The 18,612-nt window shown below is 61.6% G+C and carries 21 protein-coding genes; 13 read left to right on the forward strand and 8 right to left on the reverse strand.

What is annotated here, in order from left to right; translation table 11 throughout:
• Positions 1-41 precede the first annotated feature (41 nt).
• Complete coding sequence (locus G5306_RS19790; RefSeq protein ID WP_421313560.1) at positions 42-1,079, forward strand: glycosyltransferase family 9 protein; 1,038 nt, start codon at positions 42-44, stop codon at positions 1,077-1,079.
• Positions 1,080-1,130: 51 nt separating this feature from the next.
• On the opposite strand, the gene G5306_RS19795 is transcribed toward G5306_RS19790, so the two are convergent.
• Complete coding sequence (locus G5306_RS19795) at positions 1,131-1,907, reverse strand: glycosyltransferase family 2 protein (protein ID WP_227341725.1); 777 nt, start codon at positions 1,905-1,907, stop codon at positions 1,131-1,133.
• Between the two features lie 276 nt (positions 1,908-2,183).
• On the opposite strand from G5306_RS19795, the gene waaF reads away from it, so the two are divergent.
• Positions 2,184-3,218, forward strand: coding sequence for a lipopolysaccharide heptosyltransferase II (gene waaF, locus G5306_RS19800; protein WP_227341726.1), 1,035 nt, complete (start codon positions 2,184-2,186; stop codon positions 3,216-3,218).
• Between the two features lies 1 nt (position 3,219).
• Complete coding sequence (waaA, locus tag G5306_RS19805) at positions 3,220-4,485, forward strand: lipid IV(A) 3-deoxy-D-manno-octulosonic acid transferase (RefSeq protein WP_227341727.1); 1,266 nt, start codon at positions 3,220-3,222, stop codon at positions 4,483-4,485.
• Between the two features lie 78 nt (positions 4,486-4,563).
• Here waaA and G5306_RS19810 read toward each other — a convergent pair whose 3' ends face one another.
• Genes G5306_RS19810 through G5306_RS19820 form a run of 3 tightly spaced genes read right to left on the reverse strand, consistent with a single transcriptional unit; the run spans position 4,564 to position 6,641 of the window.
• Complete coding sequence (locus tag G5306_RS19810) at positions 4,564-5,823, reverse strand: PTS ascorbate transporter subunit IIC (protein WP_042030406.1); 1,260 nt, start codon at positions 5,821-5,823, stop codon at positions 4,564-4,566.
• Between the two features lie 51 nt (positions 5,824-5,874).
• Positions 5,875-6,162 carry a PTS sugar transporter subunit IIB gene (locus G5306_RS19815; RefSeq protein WP_227341728.1) on the reverse strand — a complete coding sequence of 96 codons (288 nt, stop codon included), beginning with the start codon at positions 6,160-6,162 and terminating at the stop codon, positions 5,875-5,877.
• Between the two features lie 35 nt (positions 6,163-6,197).
• Positions 6,198-6,641, reverse strand: a complete 444-nt coding sequence (locus G5306_RS19820) for a PTS sugar transporter subunit IIA (protein ID WP_421313562.1) — start codon at positions 6,639-6,641, stop codon at positions 6,198-6,200.
• 251 nt (positions 6,642-6,892) lie between these two features.
• On the opposite strand from G5306_RS19820, the gene G5306_RS19825 reads away from it, so the two are divergent.
• The 4 genes from G5306_RS19825 to G5306_RS19840 all read left to right on the forward strand — a co-directional run bounded on the left by G5306_RS19825 (position 6,893) and on the right by G5306_RS19840 (position 9,610).
• Complete coding sequence (locus tag G5306_RS19825; RefSeq protein WP_115522531.1) at positions 6,893-7,915, forward strand: LacI family DNA-binding transcriptional regulator; 1,023 nt, start codon at positions 6,893-6,895, stop codon at positions 7,913-7,915.
• Positions 7,916-7,947: 32 nt separating this feature from the next.
• On the forward strand, positions 7,948-8,928 hold the full coding sequence (locus G5306_RS19830) for an MDR family oxidoreductase (RefSeq protein WP_227341729.1): 981 nt from the start codon (positions 7,948-7,950) through the stop codon (positions 8,926-8,928).
• Between the two features lie 74 nt (positions 8,929-9,002).
• Entirely contained in the window at positions 9,003-9,140 is a 138-nt protein-coding gene (locus G5306_RS19835) for a hypothetical protein (RefSeq protein ID WP_216952376.1), read from the forward strand.
• A gap of 137 nt (positions 9,141-9,277) precedes the next feature.
• Complete coding sequence (locus tag G5306_RS19840; RefSeq protein WP_216952374.1) at positions 9,278-9,610, forward strand: DUF2799 domain-containing protein; 333 nt, start codon at positions 9,278-9,280, stop codon at positions 9,608-9,610.
• Positions 9,611-9,628: 18 nt separating this feature from the next.
• On the opposite strand, the gene G5306_RS19845 is transcribed toward G5306_RS19840, so the two are convergent.
• Positions 9,629-9,793, reverse strand: coding sequence for a hypothetical protein (locus G5306_RS19845; RefSeq protein ID WP_098971330.1), 165 nt, complete (start codon positions 9,791-9,793; stop codon positions 9,629-9,631).
• Between the two features lie 112 nt (positions 9,794-9,905).
• Entirely contained in the window at positions 9,906-10,346 is a 441-nt protein-coding gene (locus G5306_RS19850; RefSeq protein ID WP_216952370.1) for a flagellar basal body-associated FliL family protein, read from the reverse strand.
• A 145-nt stretch (positions 10,347-10,491) separates the two neighbouring features.
• Between G5306_RS19850 and G5306_RS19855 the strand changes: the two genes are divergently transcribed.
• Positions 10,492-11,028 carry a chorismate--pyruvate lyase family protein gene (locus G5306_RS19855; protein ID WP_005339534.1) on the forward strand — a complete coding sequence of 179 codons (537 nt, stop codon included), beginning with the start codon at positions 10,492-10,494 and terminating at the stop codon, positions 11,026-11,028.
• Positions 11,025-11,894, forward strand: coding sequence for a 4-hydroxybenzoate octaprenyltransferase (ubiA, locus tag G5306_RS19860; protein WP_005339536.1), 870 nt, complete (start codon positions 11,025-11,027; stop codon positions 11,892-11,894). Before G5306_RS19855 ends, ubiA begins: the two co-directional genes overlap by 4 nt.
• Before the next feature lie 69 nt (positions 11,895-11,963).
• Here the strand turns inward: ubiA and plsB are convergent, their stop codons facing one another.
• On the reverse strand, positions 11,964-14,387 hold the full coding sequence (gene plsB, locus G5306_RS19865) for a glycerol-3-phosphate 1-O-acyltransferase PlsB (protein WP_019446525.1): 2,424 nt from the start codon (positions 14,385-14,387) through the stop codon (positions 11,964-11,966).
• 204 nt (positions 14,388-14,591) lie between these two features.
• On the opposite strand from plsB, the gene lexA reads away from it, so the two are divergent.
• From lexA to dinF, 4 genes are all read left to right on the forward strand, one after another.
• Positions 14,592-15,215, forward strand: a complete 624-nt coding sequence (gene lexA / locus G5306_RS19870) for a transcriptional repressor LexA (protein ID WP_005339540.1) — start codon at positions 14,592-14,594, stop codon at positions 15,213-15,215.
• Between the two features lie 483 nt (positions 15,216-15,698).
• Positions 15,699-15,914 carry a hypothetical protein gene (locus G5306_RS19875; protein ID WP_019446524.1) on the forward strand — a complete coding sequence of 72 codons (216 nt, stop codon included), beginning with the start codon at positions 15,699-15,701 and terminating at the stop codon, positions 15,912-15,914.
• A 210-nt stretch (positions 15,915-16,124) separates the two neighbouring features.
• Positions 16,125-16,757, forward strand: coding sequence for an SCO family protein (locus G5306_RS19880; protein WP_421210214.1), 633 nt, complete (start codon positions 16,125-16,127; stop codon positions 16,755-16,757).
• On the forward strand, positions 16,754-18,115 hold the full coding sequence (gene dinF, locus G5306_RS19885; RefSeq protein WP_421313565.1) for an MATE family efflux transporter DinF: 1,362 nt from the start codon (positions 16,754-16,756) through the stop codon (positions 18,113-18,115). The genes G5306_RS19880 and dinF overlap by 4 nt, the downstream gene beginning before the upstream one ends.
• Positions 18,116-18,128: 13 nt before the next feature.
• Here the strand turns inward: dinF and trmL are convergent, their stop codons facing one another.
• Positions 18,129-18,593 carry a tRNA (uridine(34)/cytosine(34)/5-carboxymethylaminomethyluridine(34)-2'-O)-methyltransferase TrmL gene (gene trmL, locus G5306_RS19890; RefSeq protein ID WP_005339545.1) on the reverse strand — a complete coding sequence of 155 codons (465 nt, stop codon included), beginning with the start codon at positions 18,591-18,593 and terminating at the stop codon, positions 18,129-18,131.
• Between the last annotated feature and the right edge of the window lie 19 nt (positions 18,594-18,612).

Genomic DNA, 18,612 nt, shown 5'->3' on the forward strand with positions numbered 1-18,612 from the left:
AAGCCTCCTTGCATTGGTGACAGGGAGCAAAGGGATTTTTTATGAAACGTATTCTGGTCGTTCGCAATGACAAGATTGGTGACTTCATGCTGGCGTGGCCTAGCTTCGCCATGCTCAAAGGCTCCATGGAGTGTCATGTGACTGCCCTGGTTCCGGCCTACACGGCGCCGCTGGCCCGGCTCTGCCCCTGGATTGACGAGGTGATCATCGATCCGGGCGTGCGGGCCGACAAGGAGCAACAGCGAGCGCTGCTGGCGCGGATCAAGGCGGCGGCGTTCGACGCGTCCATCTGCCTCTTCTCCAACTCCCGCAACGCCATGCTGGTGTGGAAGGCGCACATCCCTTACCGGCTGGCCCCGGCGACCAAGCTGGCGCAGGTGCTCTACAACCAGCGACTGGTGCAGCGTCGCTCCCGCTCCCAGAAACCGGAGTCCGAGTACAACCTGGAGCTGATCCGCCGCTTCCTGGCCGATCAGCAGGTGGCCGTGGTGGAGCCCCAGACCCCCTTCCTGCAGTTCGATGAGGAGACTCTGCGGCAGGTGCGCGAGCAGCTGGCGCTCAAGCTCAAGCTCGATACCAGTCGCCCCTGGCTGATGGTACATGCCGGTAGCGGCGGTTCGGCCAACAACCTCTCCATCGAGCAGTATGCTCGCATCATCATCAAGCTCAATCAGGCCTGCCCCGAGCTGCAGTGTGTGCTGACCGCAGGCCCGGGCGAGGAGAAGATGGCCGAACAGCTGGCGGCCGAGTTGCTGGCCCACGGTGGCAATGGCTGGATCTACCGCTCCAGCGATGGTCTGCCGATGTTCTGTCAGGTGCTGGCCAACGCAGCCCTGTTTATCGCTGGCAGTACCGGCCCGCTCCATATCGCCGGTGCGCTCGATGTGCCGACTATCGGTTTCTTCCCGATGCGCCGCTCCGCGACTCCGCTGCGCTGGAAGCCCCTCAACAGCGAAGGGCGTCACCTTGCCTTCAGCCCGCCGGAGGATAGCGACCATCCTGAGGATATGAGCCAGCTCGATCCCAAGACCATGGTGCCGGTGATGGCCCGCTGGGCGGCGCCTTTCTGGCGCAAATAACGTATGCAGCAATGTAAACAGGGCCCCGTGGTGCCCTGTTTCGTATGACGGTTATTCCGGCTGCTGCGGTTGCTGGCGCACCCAGAGGTCGGCGTATTTGACGAAGGTGGAGTGGGCGGAGAGGATCGCCAGCAGCAACCCCTGCTTGCCATCGAGGAAGCCAGCCTTGAGCAGGTACATCTTGATGAAGCAGCCGACGGCATGCATCAGCCCCTGACTGAGGGAGCCCTTCTTGCCGCGAGCGGTGCGCTGATCGGCCCAGGCGCGGGCATAACCGGCCGATTTGACCAGATAGTGCTCCAGATCCCGATAGGTGAAGTGGTGCAGGTCGCCGTAGAGGTTGACGATCTTCATGTTGGCGCGCACCTCCACCTTCTCGTGCACCAGCGCCTCGTTGTAGCTGGTGAGTGCCTTGGGATAGAGGCGCAGCACCCGATCCGGATACCAGCCACTGTGGCGAATAAAGCGGCCAAACACCCAGGAGAGGCGCGGGATCGAGTAGATGGTATCGCTGGCCGGATTGGTCATCACGTTGGCTATGGCGGTTTTCAGCTCGGGGGTGAGCCGCTCGTCGGCATCCAGCCACAGCACCCAGTCGGATTGCACGTGGGACTGGGCCAGTCGGCGCTGTTTGCCAAAGCCGGGCCACTTGGCGTTGACGAAGAAGCGGGCCCCAAATTCGGCGGCAATGGCCGGGGTCTCGTCCTGGCTGCCGGAGTCCAGAATGACGATCTCGTCCACCAGTCCGTCGAGGGAGGCGAGGCACTTGCGCAGGTTGTCGGCTTCATTCTTGACGATCAGAACGGCAGCCAGAGTCGGTTTTTTCACGAAATGGGGCTCACGGTTATTGCCCGGCTGGCGGGTCGAATGCGTATTGATGGGCCATTCTAACGGAAAAATGGGCCAAAGAGAGAGCCGCCATTGCCCGTTTCTATCAGCTGTTTGCCTGTCTCGTCTCGTCCGGTTGGAAGCGGGGCACCGCTGGAAAAATGGGGTGACGGCAGCGTCTGCCAAGGATCTTCTGTTATTTATCCGACCATTCTTGGGGCATAATCTCGCCCAGTGATGATTAACAGCCGGGCCAGTCCCGAGAGAAGACGCGTGATGAAAATATTGGTGATCGGCCCCTCTTGGGTCGGCGATATGGTGATGTCCCAGAGCCTCTACAAGGCGATCAAGGCCAACCATCCGGAGTGCGAACTGCACGTGATGGCCCCCGCCTGGTGCTGTGCCCTGCTGGAGCGGATGCCGGAGGTGGACAAGGCGATCACCATGCCCCTTGGCCACGGTGACTTCAAACTGGTGGCGCGCCGCCGCCTCGGCAAGCAGCTGGCAGCCGAGAAGTACGATCAGGCCATCGTCCAGCCCAACTCCATGAAGTCGGCGCTGATCCCCTGGTTTGCTCGCATTCCGGTGCGTACCGGCTGGAAGGGTGAGAGCCGCTATGGCCTGCTCAACGACCTGCGCAGCAACAAGTCCGCCTTCCCGCTGATGGTGGAGGGCTATCTGGCGCTCGCTTATCCCAAAGCGCAGATGAAGAGTCGGGCCGATATCCCGACCATTCCGTATCCGGCGCTCCATGTCGATCTGATAAACCAGAGCAAGGCGCTGGAGCGGCTGGGGCTGGATCGCGCCCGCCCGGTGCTGGTGCTCTGTCCCGGCGCCGAGTTCGGCCCGGCCAAGCGCTGGCCTGAAGGGCACTACGCCGTGGTAGCCCAGCAGCATCTGGACGAGGGGTGGCAGGTGTGGATCTTCGGTTCCAACAAGGATGTGCCGGTGGCCAATACCATCCGGGATCGGGTCAATCTGCTGACGCGCCCCAACTGCCACGTGCTGGCGGGCAAGACCAGCCTGCACGAGGCGATCGATCTGATGGCGCTGGCCAGCCGGGTCATCTCCAACGACTCCGGCCTGATGCACATCGCCGCCGCCCTCAACCGGCCGCTGGTGGGCGTCTATGGCTCCACCTCGCCACTCTACACCCCGCCGCTGGCGGATCGGGTCGAGATCGTTCACACCGACATCGAGTGTCGCCCCTGCTTCAAGCGCACCTGCAAGTTCGGCCATCTCAAGTGCCTGATCGACCTGGCGCCGGAGCAGGTGGTCGATGCCTGCAAGAAGCTGGAGCAGAGTCAGTAAGATGCCCTACCGCCTGCTCTACAACCTGCTGATCCATCTGGGATTGCCGCTGGCGCTGCTGGCCCTCTACAAGCCTAAGAAAGGCAAGCCCGGCTTTGGCAAGCGCTGGGCCGAGCATCTCGGGCGGCTGCCCGCCACCGGACAGGAGGCGCCGCTCTGGATCCATGCGGTGAGCGTGGGGGAGACGCTGGCCATCACGCCGCTCATTCGCGCCCTCAAGGCGGAGCGGCCCGATCTGCCGATCCTGCTCACCACCACCACCCGCACCGGCGCCGATCAGGCTGCCAAGCTGGGGGATCTGGTGATCCATCGCTACGCGCCACTCGACTACCCCTGGGCCATTGCCGCCTTTCTTGACACCTTCAAGCCGCGCGCGCTCTGGGTGATGGAGACCGAGCTGTGGCCGAACTGGCTGGCCGCCTGCGAGGCGCGCCACCTGCCGGTGACCATCATCAATGCCCGCCTCTCCGAGCGATCCTGCCAGCGTTATGCCCGCTTCCACGGTGCTTTCGACGCCCTGAGCCGGCCGCTGACCCATCTGCTCTGCCAGCATCAGGATGATGCCGACCGCTTCGCCCGCCTCGGCATCGATCGTTCGCGGCTGGCGGTGACCGGCTCCATCAAGTTCGACATCCAGTTTGGTGACGAGGTGCAGGCCAAAGGGCGCTCTCTGCGCCAGCTGCTGGGCGCCGAGCGGCCGGTCTGGATCGCCGCCAGCACCCATCTGGGTGAGGACGAGCAGGTGCTGGCCGCCTTCGATCTGCTGCTCAAACGCCATCCCGACGCGCTGCTCATTCTGGTGCCGCGCCACCCCGAGCGGTTCGATCGGGTGGCCGAGCAGTGTGCCCCTTATGGCTGCGTGCGGCGCACTGATGGTGCTGCGGTGAGTGCGGAGGATAAGGTCTATCTCGGCGATACCATGGGCGAGCTGCCGCTGATGCTGGCTGCGGCCGATGTGGCCTTCGTTGGCGGCAGTCTGGTGAAGATCGGCGGTCACAACCTGCTGGAGCCGGCGGCCCTCGGCAAGCCCTGCCTGACCGGTCCCGCCTACTTCAACTTCAGCGACATCACCCGCCAGCTGGTGGCTCAGGGGGGCGCCGCCATTGTGGCCGATGCCGCCGAGCTGGGCGAGCGGGTGAGCCAGCTGTTTGCCGACGGCAACGCCCGCCGCGAGATGGGGGAGCAGGCTCGCGCCGTTGTGCTGCGCAATCAGGGAGCGCTGGCGCGTACCCTCTCGCACTGCCTCACTGCGTTGGAGAACGACTGAGTGTCAGCCTTTCATACATCTCAGCCATAAAAAAACGGAGCGCGATACGCTCCGTTTTGTTTTTGGCGGTGACCGGAATTAGCGAACGATCAGCCCCAGCAGGATGCCGACCACACCGAAGTCGGAGTCGCTGAAGGTGGTGTTGGCGAAACCGAGGTCGCCCAGCACCGGCAGCAGGAACACCGGCAGAATGGTGAGCAGCAGCAGGCCGTTGGCGAAGGCACCCAGAATGGCGCCGCGACGACCACCGGTGGCGTTGCCGAATACCCCGGCAGCGGCGCCGACGAAGAAGTGCGGTACCACGCCCGGGATGATGACGGTCAGGCCCATGGCGTAGAGCAGCGCCATCCCCACCAGACCGGCGGCAAAGCTCGACAGGAAGCCGATCAGCACGGCGTTGGGGGCGTAGGGGAAGACGATCGGGCAGTCGAGTGCCGGCTTGGCGTTCGGTACCAGCTTGTCGGAGATACCCTTGAAGGCCGGTACGATCTCGGCGATGACCATCCGCACACCTTGCAGGATGACGTAGACACCGGCGGCGAAGGTGATGGACTGCATCAGGGAGAACATGAACCAGTGCTTGCCCTTGGCGACGCTGGAGACAAACTCGGGGCCGGCGAAGGCGGAGGTCACCAGGAAGATGATACCCATGGTGAAGGAGATGGCCACCGGGGTATCGCGCAGGAACAGCAGGCTCTTGGGCACCTGCACATCTTCGCAGCTGTGTGCCTTGTTGCCGAACTTGGCGCCGATCAGGGCGGAGAGCACGTAGGAGCAGGTGGAGAAGTGGCCCAGCGCCACGTCATCGGAGCCGGTGATCTGCTTCATGAAGGGGTGGGCGATGGCCGGGAAGAAGACCATGGCGACACCGACCACCAGACTGCCCACCGCGATCAGCGGCACGCCGCTCATGCCGCCGGCAGAGAGGATCACCGCCACCATCATCGACATGAACAGGGTGTGGTGACCGGTCAGGAAGATGAATTTCCACGGGGTCAGACGGGCGATCAGGATGTTCACCAGCATGGCGAAGAACATGATCATCGCCATCTCCTTGCCAAACGAGGTCTGGGCGATGGAGACGATGGCTTCGTTGTTGGGCACGACCCCCTTGATGCCGAAGGCGTGCTGGAAGATGACGGCAAAGTCACCCAGCGAGTTGATCACCAGGGTGGCACCGGCCCCCAGAATGACGAAACCCATGATGGTCTTGACCGTGCCCTTGATGCACTCGGTCACCGGTTTCTTCTGGGCAATCAGGCCGATAAGCGCGATCAGGCCGACCAGCACGGCGGGCTCGGACAGCACGTCAAACATCAGAAAGTTGAAAAATTCCATGGTCAGCTCCTGGCAATGGAAGATGCGGCCCGCAGGCCGCATGGAGGATCCTTAGAGGGCGCCCAGTTCGCGCAGGGCGGTGGCGAGCTTCTCTTTCATCGCGGCCTTGTCGACCATGTTGTCGAGGGCCACCAAACGGCTGTTGACCCCCATGGATTGGAGCTGCTCGGCGATGTCACGGGTGGCGACAAAGATCTCGGCAGTTTCGCTGCCGGCGGAGGCCAGATCGCGATGATCCACTTCGGCGGTGACTGCCAGCTCTTTCAGGATGCTCTTGATGCTCATCTCCATCATCAGGCTGGTGCCCAGACCGTGACCGCATACAACCAGAATTTTCATTGTCTCTTCCTCTGTCAGGTGCGCCTTGGCGCAGACTAGTAGCGCGCCAGAATGCGCAAGATGTCGTCTTTGGTGTCGGCCGCAATGATGGCCGCCACGTCCTCTTCATTCATAAACAGCTCGGCCAGCTGGGCGATGGTCTCCACGTGGGAGTTGCTGTCGCTGGCGGCCAGGGTGATCAGCAGCCGGATCGGGTCGTTGCCCTCGGAGTCGAAGTTGACCCCCTGCTTGATGACGGTCAGCCCCAGACCCAACCGGTTGACGCCGTCTTCGGGACGAGCGTGGGGCATAGCCAGACCGGGGCCCAGCACGTAGTAGGGGCCGAGCTCTTCATGGGAGCGAAACAGCGCCGCCGCGTAGGAGGGTTCGATGGTGCCATTGGCCAGCAGGGGCGCCGTCGCCAGCTCGATGGCGTGACGCCAGTCGCGGGCTGCGGGTTCGATGCGGATGACATCCTCGGTCAGCAGTTGAGTCAGCATGGTGGTGATCCGGCTAGTTAAGATGGCGCCAATCTATCGATCTTGCGGTGGTGAAACTGTGAGGGTGATCGCGAAAGTTAGCGCTATCAGATAGCGCTAACATCAAACTGTGATAGCGCTATCACTTCACCCATTAACGGGAGTCATCTTGCCCCCGTGATCCGGGAAAGAGGGTAGAATCGGCCCTGAGCAAATAGTCAGTGGCGCTCTTTTGCCTTAAAGTGAGCAGCCGCAAGCCGAGGAAGGGATGGATGTCAGAAGCAAAGAAGCGCCGTAGCACGGGTCGGGTGACCCTCAACGATGTGGCCCAGCTGGCTGGTGTGGGGGCCATGACGGTTTCCCGTGCCCTGCGCACGCCGGAGATGGTCTCCGACAGGATGCGTGAGCGCATCGAAGCTGCGGTGGAAGAGCTCGGCTATATCCCCAATCGGGCCGCCGGGGCGTTGGCCTCTGCGACTTCCCAGACCATCGTAGTGATCGTCCCGAGTCTGGCGGAAGCGGGCTGTGGCGAGATGATCGCTGGCCTGCAACAGACCCTGCTCGAGGAGGGTTACCAGATCATGCTGGGGGATGCCCAGCATCTGAAACAGCAGGAAGAGCGCCTGCTGACCAGCTTTTTGCAGCACAATCCGGCGGCGGTGGTGCTGTTTGGTGGCGATCCCGGCGAGACGATCCGTACTCGCCTGAAAGCCTCCCGCCTGCCGGTGGTGGAAGTGGGTGCTATGGCCCGCAGCCCCATCGATATGAATGTGGGAGTCTCCAACTTCGATGCCGGTTATCAGCTCACCCGCCACCTTATCGAGCGGGGCTACCGCAATATCGGTTTTCTCTGCGCCCGTCAGGAGCAGTGGATGCTGCAACAGCGGATGCAGGGCTGGCAGAAGGCGCTGCTCGACAACTACCTCTCCCCCGATGCCATCATCAACACCTCGGAGCGGCCCAGCTTCAGTACCGGCGCCACTATGCTGGGTGAATTTCTGCTGCGTTGGCCCGAGCTGGACGCGCTGATCTGTGTCAACGACGAACTGGCGGCCGGGGTGCTGTTCGAGTGCCAGCGCCGCCATTTGAATGTGCCGGGCAAACTCGCCATCGCCGGATTTGACGATCTGGATGTGGCGCGCGCCTGTTATCCGACCCTTACTTCGGTCAGGATCCCCTATCGCAAAATGGGGCAGGAGGCTGCCGAGCTGATCCTGCGCCAACTGGCCGGGGAGCCCGTGATGGGCACCGCTCTGGCTCTCGATTTTCAACTGCAAAAGCGTCAAAGCAGCTGATCCCCGTTTCACACGTCATCAAAGAGGCAACCATGTTCAAGGCTCTGTTACTGGAAAACCAAGACGGCAAGACTGTACCGACTCTGACCCGGCTGGCCGAGAGCCAGTTGCCGGAAGGTGAAGTGCGGGTGGCGGTCGCTTACAGCTCGATCAACTACAAGGATGGGCTGGCTATCACCGGCAAGGGCAAGATCGTGCGCCAGTGGCCGCTGGTGCCCGGTATCGACTTCGCCGGTACCGTGCTCGAATCTGCCGACAGCCGCTATCAGACCGGCGACAAGGTGGTGCTGACCGGTTGGGGCGTGGGCGAAGGCCACTGGGGCGGCATGGCCGAACAGGCGCGGGTCAAAGGGGACTGGCTGGTGCCGTTGCCCGCCGGGCTGGATGAACGGCAGGCCATGTGCATCGGTACCGCCGGTCTCACCGCCATGCTCTGCGTGCTGGCACTGGAAGAGGCGGGTATTACTCCCGCAAGTGGCGAGGTGCTGGTCACCGGTGCGGCAGGCGGTGTGGGCTCCACCTCGGTTGCCCTGCTGGCGGCCCTTGGCTATCAGGTGGCGGCGCTGACCGGTCGTCCCGAAGAGCAGGACGCCATGCTCACTGCGCTGGGTGCCAGCCGCATCGTGCCGCGCAGCGAGCTGCTGGTGCCTGCCAAACCGCTGGAGAAGCAGCTTTGGGCCGGTGCCATCGATACCGTCGGCAGTCAGGTGCTGGCCAAGCTGCTGGCCCAGATGAACTATGGCGGCGCCGTGGCGGCCTGTGGGTTGGCGGGCGGTTTCGATCTGCCGACCAGTGTGATGCCCTTTATCCTGCGTAATGTGCGGTTGCAGGGGGTCGATTCGGTGATGTGCCCGTTTGAACGTCGCCAACTGGCGTGGCAGCGACTGGCACGGGATCTGCCTGCCAGCTTCTTTGAACAGGCGGTCACCGAGATTGGGCTGGAGCAGGTAGTGGAGGCCGCCGAGGCCATCACGCAAGGCCAGATCGCCGGCCGCACCTTGGTCAAACTTTGAACTCCCTCTGACTGGCGAGCCCGACAATTCCGGATAAAATTGGAGTGCGGGTGAACTATCCAAGGAGAGTGAAGATGGGTGGACACAAGCCGGATTACGACTCCTCTGATGATGATTGGGAGCCGGATTCCTGGGAAGAAGAGCTGGATCAGTGGGAAGAAGAAGGCTGGCAGGACGATGATCCCTTCGATGACCCCTTCAACAACCCGTGATCCATAGCATTGAATGAACAGGCGGGCATTGTGCCCGCCTGATTTTTTTGGTGCGCTCACAGGGTGGATGCAAGTTGCTTGTGGTCATCCCCTGGCTGGTCAAGAATGAACAGCTCAAACGACACTCAAGGATGACTATGCGACTTTCCATCATATTGCTGGCGGCCCTGCTGGGGGGCTGTGTCTCCAACGATGACCCTTGCGAGAAGGTGTGGAGCGAAGTGGGGGAGGCTGACGGCAAGCTGGGCTTCACCACCGAACGGGTTGAGTTCCATCAGGGCCAGTGTGGCAAGAAGGTGGATACCGAGCTGTGGAAGCAGGGACATCAGAAGGGATTGGCATGGTATTGCCGCCCCGAGCATCTCTATCTGGCTGGCCGCTCAGGCGAGGAGTATCGCGGTGTCTGCCCGAACGATACCCAGGCGCGCAGATTGTTCGAGCAGGGACGACAGGGTTGGACCGATCAATAGTGCACTGACCGTGAGGGGTTACTCCTCTTTCAAGCGGAGTGGCTGGCAGAGGTAACCCTTGTCATTGGCGCTGCGGGCGCACTTGCCGCAGACGAATTTCGGCTTGCGAACAATTTTGCGCAAAGCTTTGAGATCAGTGGGGATCTCGTGGCGACGCCACTCACACAGGGTCTTGCTGCCCATAACGACTACCTCTAAGACTCGACGGCCGTATTGTAATCGATTTTCATTTCGAGTGAATCGGTAAAGCTCGCTTATTGGCCGTTATGCCAATAAGCGATTGTTTCGGGAGGGATTACTGGTAAAGGAACTTGGTGAAGATGAGCTCGCGCACCGCTTTCTTGCCAGTCTCTTTGACCAGCAGTTCGTTGACCTTGGTTTCGCACTCCTTGCGCAACTCTTCACGGCTGACCAGGGATTTGATCTGCTCGGCGCTCTTGCTGCCCATCAAACGAATGATGGTATCTCGGATCAGCGGGTCATGCTGCTCCAGCAGCTTGAGGTCGGCTTCGTTTTCCGCCATTAGCTCCACCGTGACTCGGACATAACCGAGGGTTTTGCCGTTGCTCAGGTAGTTGGTGATGATGTCGGGGTCGAGCGCGTGGTAGGAAAAGCCCGGCTTGGCGGCTGCGGCTGCTTCTTCTCCCTCTGCGGGCGGCTCTTCTTCGGATGAGGCTTGTACATGCAGCGCACCACAGCTCAGTAACAACACCAGCAGAATTTTGAAGATCTTCATATAGATGGCTCATCAGCAAGAGATAACCCATTTTTGATGTTGCCATCGGGGCCGTCAAGCACGGATGTTCTTACATTTCGCTATTGATTTACGGATAATAAACCGGATTTTAACCTGAACACGGAAATCTCTGGATGGTGAAGCTGTGAAGTCCGAGTTGACTGTTCCCCTCACGCCGTTAAGCGGGTGGCTGGCCCCCGAATGTTGCGAATTGCCCGCCAGCCTGCGCCCTTGGCTGCTGGAGCCCGGCTCCATGACCCGGCGGCTGCGTCAGCACAATCGCCACTTTTCGGTGGAGTGGCTGGGCAATCACCCGGTCGCCCTTACTGCCGATGAGCAGTGGCTGGTGGATTCGGCCTCGCCGGCCGGTACCTGCCGCGAGGTGATCCTGCACGGGGATCGTGGGCCCGCCGTGCTGGGCTGGACCCTGTTTGCCGATGACGCATTGCAAGGGAGCGGCATTGCCGAGCTTGGCGAGCAGCCGCTGGGTGAGCGGGTATTTGGCCATGAGCCTGCCCGCCGTGATCACCTGCAGCTGGCCCGTTTCGATATTGCCGCCAATCCTCGTTGCCCGGCCGCCACTGTCTGGGGGCGTCGTTCCCGTCTGTTTCTGGGGCAGTGGCCACTGCTGGTGCACGAGCTGTTTCTGCCCTCTCTCGTCTGTGACAAGGAGCTGGAGTGAACCTGTTAACCAAGGAGCGGGGACTTGCCTACATGCAGTTGGCCCGCGTCGACAAACCCATAGGTACTCTGCTGCTGCTGTGGCCAACCCTGTGGGCGCTCTGGCTGGCCGCTGGTGGCCTGCCCAATCTCTGGGTGCTGACCGTGTTTGTGGTCGGGGTCTTTCTGATGCGCTCGGCAGGGTGCGTCATCAACGACTATGCGGATCGCAACTTCGATGGCCACGTCAAACGCACCGCTGGTCGCCCCTTGCCTACGGGTAGAGTCAAGCCGTGGGAGGTGCTGGCGCTCTTCTTCGTGCTGGCGCTTATCTCCTTTGGTCTGGTGCTGACCATGAATCCGCTCACCATCGGTCTGTCGTTTGTCGCCCTGCTGCTGGCGGTGAGCTACCCCTTTATGAAGCGCTTTATCTCGAACCCTCAGCTGGTGCTCGGGATGGCCTTCTCCTGGTCGATCCCGATGGCCTATGCGGCGCAGGCGGATGCTCTGCCGCTGGTGGCCTGGCTGCTCTTTTTCGCCAACCTGCTCTGGACGGTGGCTTACGACACCCAGTACGCCATGGTGGATCGGGATGACGACCTCAAGATCGGCCTCAAATCCAGCGCCATCCTGTTTGGTCGTTACGACAAGCGGATCATCGGCGCACTGCAACTCTCGACGCTGCTGCTGTTGCTGGCGGTCGGGCAGCTGATGACGCTGGGGGGCTGGTATTACTGGGGATTGCTGGGGGCGGCGGTGCTGTTTGTCTATCAGCAGCGGCTCATTCGCGAGCGGCAGCGGGAAGCCTGCTTCCAGGCGTTTCTCAACAACAACTATGTGGGGGCGCTGGTGTTTGCCGGTCTGGTGCTCGATTACCTGCTGGCGTGACATGTTCCCGCGCAGACTCCGATAAAAAAGAAGGCCGCATGATGCGGCCTTCTTTGTTTGCGTTGCAGATCAGAGCTGATTGCCTGCCTGAATGGTGCGGCGGATCTTGTTGCTCAGCAGCGGCACTATATTGTCGGCCAGCGCCTGGAAGCGGCCGAGATCCGGCTTGCACTCTGGGGAGAGGTAACCCTCTTTGCGCAAGGTGTGGATCAGGGTGCTGAACAGCTTCTGGTCGAAGAACTCGGGGGCGTTGATGCCGTGCAGGGTGCCGAGGCGCTCTGCCATCATCAGGCCGTCCGCCTCCAGCTGCTCCGCTTCGATATGAGGCTGGGCCAGTACCCGGGTCAGCACGATGGCGTAGCGTTGCAGGGTCTCCTGAATACTCTCCGCCAGCAGCAGCAGGCGCATCTGGTTGGCCGGATTGACCCAGTAGCCGTCATCGCGGGTCTCGATCAGTTGCTGGGTTTGCAGCGCGTCGAGCAGGCTGTCGACCAGCGCTGGTAACTCCTCCTCTTCATAACGCAGGAACAGCTCGGTCTTGAGCAGCGGATAGATGTCGATGCAGCGGGCCATGATCTCGCTGCGGGAGATCCCCTCGCACCGTTCGATCAATGCCGCCACCAGAGAGGGCATGGCGAACAGGTGGAGAATGTTGTTGCGGTAGTAGGTCAGCAGGATCGCCTGATAGCGGTCGAGACTGATGATCTGCCCCAGCTTGTCCTCGCTCACTTCGAACTTGTTGAGCTCCATCGCCTGATCCAGCAGGGTCTTGGCATCCTCATCCGGAATGGTGCTCTGCGGGCTGTAGGGCACCGCTTTGAGCAGATCCAGATAGGTGTTGAGCTGGGCCTGCAACTCGTCGCGGGTCAGGGCGTGGCGCTCGGCGGCCAGCAGCGCCAGCGCGCTCAGGGTCAGGCCGTTGACCGCGGCAGCGCCGTTGATGCGGGTCATCAGCAGTTCGGCCAGATTGTTGACGGTGCCCGCCATCCACTCCGGACGCTCCTCTTCCCCGATGTGCTTTTTCCAGTCGGGGATGTGTTCGCTCAGGTAGCTGTTGAGAGTCAGCGGCTCGCCGAAGTTGACGAAGCCACGGCCGTAGTTGCGCAGCTTGCGCAGGATGCCGAGCACCTGCAGGAAGCTCTCTTTCTCCTTGCGACTCCCCTTGAGCTCGTTGTGGTAGGTGTTCACCTCCATCACGTGCTCGTAACCCAGATAGACCGGCACCAGAGTGACCGGCCTGTCCAGCCCGCGCATCATCGCCTGCAGGGTCATCGCCAGCATGCCGGTCTTGGGCGGCAGCAGACGGCCGGTACGGGAGCGACCGCCTTCGGTGAAGAACTCTACCGAGTAACCCTTGGCAAACAGCAGGTTGAGGTATTCCCGGAATACCGTGCTGTAGAGCGGGTTGCCCTTGAAGGTGCGGCGAATGAAGAAGGCGCCGCCGTGGCGGAAGATGGGGCCCGCCGGCCAGAAGTTGAGGTTGATGCCTGCCGCGATATGGGGCGGCACCATCCCCTGGTGGTAGATGACGTAGGAGAGCAGCAGGTAGTCCATGTGGCTGCGGTGGCAGGGGACGTAGACGATCTCGTGCCCTTCCTGCGCCAGCTGGCGTACCTTCTCGGCGCCATTGACCGACAAGCCGCGGTAGAGCTTGTTCCACAGCCAGCCAAGGAAGCTCTCGCCCAGGCGGATCAGCCGGTAAGAGAAGTTGGAGGCGATCTCGTCCATGTAGCCATGGGCGCGCTTTTGCGCCTTCTCGAGGCTGATCCCCTCGCGCTGGGCCTCCTCTTCAATCGCCTGCTGGATCACCGCGGAGTCGAGCAACTGCTTGAACAGCAGGTTGCGGTTCGGCAGTTTCGGGCCGGTAGCGGCCAGCTGCTGGCGGCTGAAGTGGGTACGGGCCACTCGTGCCAGCTTGTGGGCGATCGCCTCGTCGGTGCCGTGTTTGTCCGCCATGTAGCGCAGGGAGAGCGGCGGCGAGAAGCGCACCAGATTCTCGCGACCCTTGAGGATCACGATGAGCGCCTTCTTCAGCCGGTTCGGCGCCAGGCTGCTGATGATGTTGAGGCCGGAGGCCTCCTCGCCTTCCCGACCCGGAGCTCGGCCCCAGAACAGGGTGACGGGCACCACCTGGATATCCAGCTCGGGATCCTGCTTGTGCAGATCCAGCAGCTGGTGGAACTCCTGCAGGAAGGGGAGCGGTTTGCTGCGTTTGCCAAACAGGGGAGGCGGACGATCCAGACAGACATAGCGCGGCAGCAGCTGGCCGTTGAGCTCCAGCGGCGTGAAGGGACCGGGCAGACCGAGATCCTCGCAGCACTGCTGCAGGGTCATCAGGTCGGTGATCGAACTGGTTTTCAGGGCATAGACGATGGGTCTGGCCGGATCCAGATTGAGTTCTGTGATGGGATTTTCCGGCAGGCTCTTGTGATTGACCAAGCCGCTGACCGGCCATTGCAAGATGGCTCTGGAAATCTTCTGTCCTAGGGACATGTGCGTCTGCTCTCCAAAAAAATGCGGCGTGAGCATAGCAAATCGACAGCCCCTTGTCGCCGAGAGGTACGATGAGTCGGCTGCGCAGGATCAAAACAGTAGTAAATGAGGGGTTGGTCGCGACAAATGTCAGCTGCGCCTTGCCTTGGCCACTGCACTGTATATACTGCCAGTGTGCTGTATAAAAAGACAGGTGCCAATTCTATGAAACCCCTTACCCCCCGCCAGGCCGAAGTGCTGGAGCTGATCAAGGTGAACATGAGCGAGACCGGTATGCCGCCGACTCGTGCAGAGATTGCCCAGAAGCTTGGTTTCAAGTCGGCCAATGCGGCCGAAGAACATCTGAAGGCCCTGGCCAAAAAAGGGGTCATCGAGATCATGCCGGGCACGTCCCGCGGCATTCGCCTGTTGCTCGAAGAGGAAGAGGTGCTGGAAGAGAGCGGCCTGCCGCTCATCGGCAAGGTCGCTGCCGGTGAACCCATCCTGGCGCAGGAGCATATCGAGAGCCACTATCAGGTTGATCCCGCCCTGTTCCATCCGCGCGCAGATTTTCTGCTGCGGGTACAGGGGATGAGCATGAAGAACATCGGCATTCTCGATGGTGATCTGCTGGCGGTGCACAAGACCCAGGAAGTGCGCAACGGTCAGGTGGTGGTCGCCCGTCTCGATGAGGATGTCACCGTCAAGCGCTTCCAGCGCAAGGGCAGTCAGGTATGGCTGCTGCCGGAGAATGAAGAGCTCTCCCCCATCGAGGTGGATCTCTCCTGCCAGCAGCTCACCATCGAAGGGCTGGCGGTCGGGGTGATCCGCAACGCTGACTGGATGTAATCATCCCCGCCAACTGCGTTTGCCACACGGCCTCCTTCGGGAGGCCGTGCTGTTTCTGGCGCACTTTCCCTGTCATATCAAACAGATCATCGGCGGCGGCATTTTTGTCCTGCGCGACCGGCTACCAATCATCCATTTCAGATATATGCTCAGATCAGTGCCCTGTCGCCGAGACAGGCCTTGGCACCTCCCTCTGACCATCGCAATGCGCAGGACGGGAGGGCCGGTAACAACGAGAATCGGGCAGTACACCTTCACGGGATATGAAGGGGGAGTGGGGAGATCCCGAGCCTTGTCGGGCAAAGGGGACCACTTGTAATGGTTGCAGATAGTCGTGACGGGCCTGTTCCCAGTTCAGGCCGACGAAGCAACATGACCTGTCGGTCAAGGAGGACTGGTATGGCATCAAGATCGCCATGGGATTCAGAGGCTGGGGCTGCGCCAGCGGAATCGTCAATCACCCGTTTTGTCAAAGGCAGCCGGATGACCTGGTTTTACGGTCTCTGGCTGCACCATCGTGGTTCGCACTGGACGCTCTGGCTGGGATGCCCGAAAGAGAAGGTGGTGCGTCTGGTGCTGCTGTTCAAACGGGGTCACGGTGATCGCCAGGGGGAAGAGGGCTGGCTGGCCCCCGTGATTCCAATCGGCGTGCGGGCCATCGGCAAGATGTTGCAGCAGGGGCGTAACGCTCGCCCCTGAGCAGAAGAGACAAACAAATCCATCCATAACCGGCACCCGAGGGGGCCGGTTTTTTTATGGCCGCAACTGGCGATTAATTATGCCAAATGGTCGACTCCTGACAGGGCGTTGCACAAGGTTGAACCACCTTGGCGGCTCGCTGGGGTACAATGCCACCCTCTTGTCCGGTCACTGCTGGCCATCTGCCTCGAACTGAAAGGGTCTCTTGTTATGATGAAGCTCCGCTATCCCCTGCTCTTTCTGCTGCTGACAGCCTGCCTGATCCTGGTGTTCTACGCCACGCAGCCAGAGCAGCCGGAACAGGCTGACTACTATCCGGCGGGGCGGGACATCAATGATTTCGCCTTTACCGATGCGGACAACCAGCCGTTCACTCCTGCCAACCTGAAGGGGCACTGGACCTTCCTGTTTGTCGGCTACACCTTCTGCCCCGATATTTGCCCCACCACCCTGGCAGATATGCGCTCCGTCTATGACCAGCTGAAGAAGATGGCGCCCGACAGTCAGGTAGTGTTTATCTCGGCGGATCCCCAGCGTGACGATATTCCACGCCTCAAGACCTATACCGCCTTCTTCAATCCCGAATTCAAGGCGGCCACTGCCCCCCACGACAAGCTGTTCCCGTTCGTGCGCAATCTGGGGCTGATCTACTCCATCGCCAATCAGGGGGAGAAGGATTACCTGATCGATCACTCCGCTTCCATCGTGCTCATCAATCCCAAGGGCAAGCTGCAGGCGGTATTCCGCCCGCAGGTGGCGCCGGATCAGGTGCCCCGGGTGCAGATGGCCACCATGCTCTCTGACTTCTCCCGCATCCTGAAGCTGACAGGCCACTTAGCGTGACCCCAGCTGTTGCGCCTTGGTGGCGAGACCCATCTCGCCACCGCGCCGTCTTTGCGCTCGCTCTGCCCATGGTTTTTTCCAATATCACCACCCCCTTGCTGGGGCTGGTGGACACCTGGGTGATCGGTCATCTCGGTCAGGCCTGGTTTCTGGGGGGCGTTTCGGTCGGCGCGACCCTGATCAACCTCATCTTCTGGCTGCTCGGCTTTTTGCGGATGTCGACCACCGGCCTGACGGCGCAGGCGCACGGCGCCGCCGACGGTCGTGCCCAGCTTGATACCCTGCTGCGGGCACTGGGGCTGGCTATCGCCTTGGGGTTGATGCTGCTTCTGTTGCTCTTCCCCCTGTTGCCGCGATTGATCGCCCTGAGTGGCGGCTCGCCCGAGGTGCAGCTCTATGCGGGCCAATATGTGGCGGTACGGATCTGGAGCGCCCCGGCGGCGCTCTGCAATCTGGTGATCATGGGCTGGCTGTTGGGGATGCAGGATGCCCGCAGCCCCATGGTGATGCTGATCCTCACCAATCTGGTCAATATGGCGCTCGATGCCCTGTTTGTGCTCGGGCTCGGCTGGCAGGTGCGGGGTGTGGCGGCGGCCTCGGTCATGGCGGACTACTGCGCGCTGGCAGTCGGTATCTGGCTGGTACGCCGTCAGCTGCGGCAACTGGCGCCGACGGTGTGGCAGGATGGCTGGCAGCGCTGGCGGCAGCTTGCGCCCATGGTGCGGCTGCTCGGCCTCAACCGCGATATCTTCCTGCGCTCCCTCTGTTTGCAGCTCTGTTTCGCCTTCATGACTCTGCAAGGGGCACGACTGGGGGATGTGGCGGTGGCCGCCAATGCGGTGCTGCTCAACTTCCTGATGCTTATCTCCTACGGACTCGATGGTTTTGCCTATGCGGTGGAGGCCATGGTAGGGCGAGCCATCGGTCAGCGGGATCGGCAGAAACTGCGGGAGGCCATCGTGCTCAATTTGGGTTGGGCCGCCCTCATCGCCAGTGGTTTTACCCTGCTGTTTGCCCTCTTTGGGGCCCACCTTATCGGCTATATCACCGATATTCCGGCCGTGGTGGCGGAGGCACATCGCCAGCTTCCCTGGCTGATCGCCATGCCCTTGCTGGCGGTCTGGTGCTTCTTGCTGGATGGCGTATTCATCGGGGCGACCCGGGCGCAGGAGATGCGCAACAGCATGTTGCTGGCCGCGTTTGGCGGCTTCTTCCCGATCTGGTGGCTCTGTCAGTCGTGGGGCGTGGCCGCGTTATGGGCGGCGATGGCGGCGCTGATGGTGGGGCGCGGTCTGTCGCTGGGGGTCACTTGCTGGCGGCTGGAGCGCAGCGGGCATCTGCTCGACGCCCGCCACTGATCATTGGTGGCGCTTACATGGCACCGTCGTAGCCGAGCTGGCGCCAGCTCTCGTAGACAAAGACAGACACCGCGTTGGATAGGTTCATGCTGCGGCTCTGGGGCACCATAGGGATGCGCAGCCGCTGCTCGAATGGCAGGCTCTCGATGATCTCGATGGGCAGGCCGCGACTCTCCGGGCCAAACAGCAGGGCGTCGCCAAGGGCATATTGTGCTGCCGAGTGCGCGGTGCGGCCCTTGGTGGTGCAGGCAAACACCCGCTTGGGCGCCACGGCAGCCAGAAAAGCCTCATAGCTCGGCCAGCGCTTCACCTCGGCAAATTCGTGATAGTCGAGTCCCGCCCGCTTTACCCGCTTGTCATCCCACTCAAACCCCAGCGGCTCGATCAGATGGAGCCGGTAACCGGTATTGGCGCAAAGCCGGATGATATTGCCGGTGTTGGGCGGAATTTCCGGCTGGTAGAGGACGATATCGAGCATGACGAGCTCCTGCAAAGAG

Origin of the sequence: Aeromonas sp. 603404, from assembly GCF_049171775.1 — a bacterium.
GTDB classification, from domain to species: Bacteria; Pseudomonadota; Gammaproteobacteria; order Enterobacterales; family Aeromonadaceae; genus Aeromonas; species Aeromonas veronii_A.

What these genes read in the sequence shown, in the direction of transcription:
- G5306_RS19790 (WP_421313560.1), top strand. Translation starts at nt 42, where the DNA reads ATGAAACGTATTCTGGTCGTTCGCAATGACAAGATTGGTGACTTCATG.
- waaF (WP_227341726.1), top strand. Translation starts at nt 2,184, where the DNA reads ATGAAAATATTGGTGATCGGCCCCTCTTGGGTCGGCGATATGGTGATG.
- waaA (WP_227341727.1), top strand. Translation starts at nt 3,220, where the DNA reads ATGCCCTACCGCCTGCTCTACAACCTGCTGATCCATCTGGGATTGCCG.
- G5306_RS19810 (WP_042030406.1), bottom strand. Translation starts at nt 5,823, where the DNA reads ATGGAATTTTTCAACTTTCTGATGTTTGACGTGCTGTCCGAGCCCGCC.
- G5306_RS19815 (WP_227341728.1), bottom strand. Translation starts at nt 6,162, where the DNA reads ATGAAAATTCTGGTTGTATGCGGTCACGGTCTGGGCACCAGCCTGATG.
- G5306_RS19820 (WP_421313562.1), bottom strand. Translation starts at nt 6,641, where the DNA reads ATGCTGACTCAACTGCTGACCGAGGATGTCATCCGCATCGAACCCGCA.
- G5306_RS19825 (WP_115522531.1), top strand. Translation starts at nt 6,893, where the DNA reads ATGTCAGAAGCAAAGAAGCGCCGTAGCACGGGTCGGGTGACCCTCAAC.
- G5306_RS19830 (WP_227341729.1), top strand. Translation starts at nt 7,948, where the DNA reads ATGTTCAAGGCTCTGTTACTGGAAAACCAAGACGGCAAGACTGTACCG.
- G5306_RS19835 (WP_216952376.1), top strand. Translation starts at nt 9,003, where the DNA reads ATGGGTGGACACAAGCCGGATTACGACTCCTCTGATGATGATTGGGAG.
- G5306_RS19840 (WP_216952374.1), top strand. Translation starts at nt 9,278, where the DNA reads ATGCGACTTTCCATCATATTGCTGGCGGCCCTGCTGGGGGGCTGTGTC.
- G5306_RS19845 (WP_098971330.1), bottom strand. Translation starts at nt 9,793, where the DNA reads ATGGGCAGCAAGACCCTGTGTGAGTGGCGTCGCCACGAGATCCCCACT.
- G5306_RS19850 (WP_216952370.1), bottom strand. Translation starts at nt 10,346, where the DNA reads ATGAAGATCTTCAAAATTCTGCTGGTGTTGTTACTGAGCTGTGGTGCG.
- plsB (WP_019446525.1), bottom strand. Translation starts at nt 14,387, where the DNA reads ATGTCCCTAGGACAGAAGATTTCCAGAGCCATCTTGCAATGGCCGGTC.
- lexA (WP_005339540.1), top strand. Translation starts at nt 14,592, where the DNA reads ATGAAACCCCTTACCCCCCGCCAGGCCGAAGTGCTGGAGCTGATCAAG.
- G5306_RS19875 (WP_019446524.1), top strand. Translation starts at nt 15,699, where the DNA reads ATGACCTGGTTTTACGGTCTCTGGCTGCACCATCGTGGTTCGCACTGG.
- G5306_RS19880 (WP_421210214.1), top strand. Translation starts at nt 16,125, where the DNA reads ATGATGAAGCTCCGCTATCCCCTGCTCTTTCTGCTGCTGACAGCCTGC.
- trmL (WP_005339545.1), bottom strand. Translation starts at nt 18,593, where the DNA reads ATGCTCGATATCGTCCTCTACCAGCCGGAAATTCCGCCCAACACCGGC.